At 64.6% G+C, this 1,524-nt stretch carries 1 protein-coding gene; it reads left to right on the top strand.

The window, feature by feature from the left end; translation table 11 throughout:
* Positions 1–63 precede the first annotated feature (63 nt).
* Positions 64–1,443: a transposase gene (locus AC1DRP_RS36500; RefSeq protein ID WP_476771130.1), complete on the top strand. Its 1,380-nt coding sequence runs from the start codon at positions 64–66 to the stop codon at positions 1,441–1,443.
* Positions 1,444–1,524: the final 81 nt, after the last annotated feature.

Here is a 1,524-nt window from a genome sequence, read left to right on the forward strand (position 1 = left end):
GGGGTCGTTGAAAAACCTGCCTTCGCGTGATTCTCTTGATCCTGATCGGGATTGGGGGCCGGCATGCTGGGTCGCAAGGAACGGGACCAACTGGAGCTGTTCATTTCGGGCACGCTCCGCCAGCTTATTCCTGACGAACATATTCTGGTCCGGGTTGACGGCGTGCTCGATCTTTCCTGGCTCCGAAACGAGCTCTCCGATCTGTACTGCCTCGACAATGGCCGGCCGGGCATCGACCCTGAAGTTGCTGTCCGCCTGATGCTGGCGGGGTTCCTGCTCGGCATCGTTCATGACCGTCGCCTGATGCGCGAGGCTGCGGTCAACATCGCGATCCGCTGGTTCGTCGGCTACGGCCTTCATGAACCGCTGCCCGACCACTCGTCATTGACGCGCATTCGCCAGCGTTGGGGCGCAGAACGCTTCCGCCGGATCTTCGAACGCTCGGTCCAGGCTTGCATTGCAGCCAGGATCGCAACCGGCGAAGTCGTCCATCTCGACGCCTCGCTGATCCGCGCCCATGTCAGTTGGGATGCACTCGCCGTCCGCCATGTCGAAGCTGTCGCGGAGGCAAACAGCGACGACGACGCCCTTCGCGAGAGCCGACAGAGTGGCAAGTTCAAGAAGGTGTGCGTGACCGATCCCGACGCCACCATGGCGACCAACGGCCGGAACCGCCGGCTCGAGCCGGCCTATAAGCAACATACTGCCGTCGACGATATCGCTGGCGTCATTGTCGACGTCGAAGTCGCGACGGGCGAGCAGAACGAGGGCATGGCGGTCGCCGAGCGCCTCGATGCGGTGGCCGCGACAGCCGGTAGGGCGATGACGATCGCGACGATGGACGCCGGATACGCCTATGCGAAGGTCTTCCGGGCCCTGGAGGATCGCCAGATCGAGGGGATCGTTCCGGCCAAGGCCGAACCACCCCCAGGCAAGGTCATTCCCACGCGGCGGTTCAAATTCGATGCCTTGCATAATCTGGCCCGCTGCCCGCGTGGCAAGATCCTGCGCCCCAAGGGCAAACTCCATCGCGGGGCGTTCCAGTATTTTCACGCCAGTGCCAGAGATTGCGGCCCTTGCCCGCTACGGGCGCGCTGTGTCAGCCCCTCGCGCCATGCCCGTGTCGTCGTCTTCAATGTCAACCACCCGTCTCTGCTGCGGGCCCGGCGCAAGCGGCTCCAATGGGGAAAGCGGGAGAAACGCCTCTATCAACGGCATCGCTGGCGCGTCGAGGGCGTCCACGGCGAGGCCAAGACCTGGCACGGTCTTGCGCGCGCCGTTCGGCGCGGCCTCGACAACATGCGCATCCAGGCTTTCCTGACCGCGGCGGCGATCAACCTCAAGCGGCTCGCTGCCGCCCTTCTGGCCGCCATTGCCGGGCTCTCGCCCGAACCTTTCGCCGAGTTCCGTGCCGGCGCCCACGCCAGACCATACCCAGCCTGACACGCCGCAAACGGCAGTGGCCGATGTCGTCGGGCGCTTGCTCAACATCCCCGCCAAAACTCGGCTTTCTCAACGACCCCA

The sequence above is a fragment of the Allobosea sp. 01N443 genome, from assembly GCF_056399325.1.

Coding starts and splice junctions, on each gene's coding strand:
- AC1DRP_RS36500 (WP_476771130.1), top strand. CDS start 64: ATGCTGGGTCGCAAGGAACGGGACCAACTGGAGCTGTTCATTTCGGGC.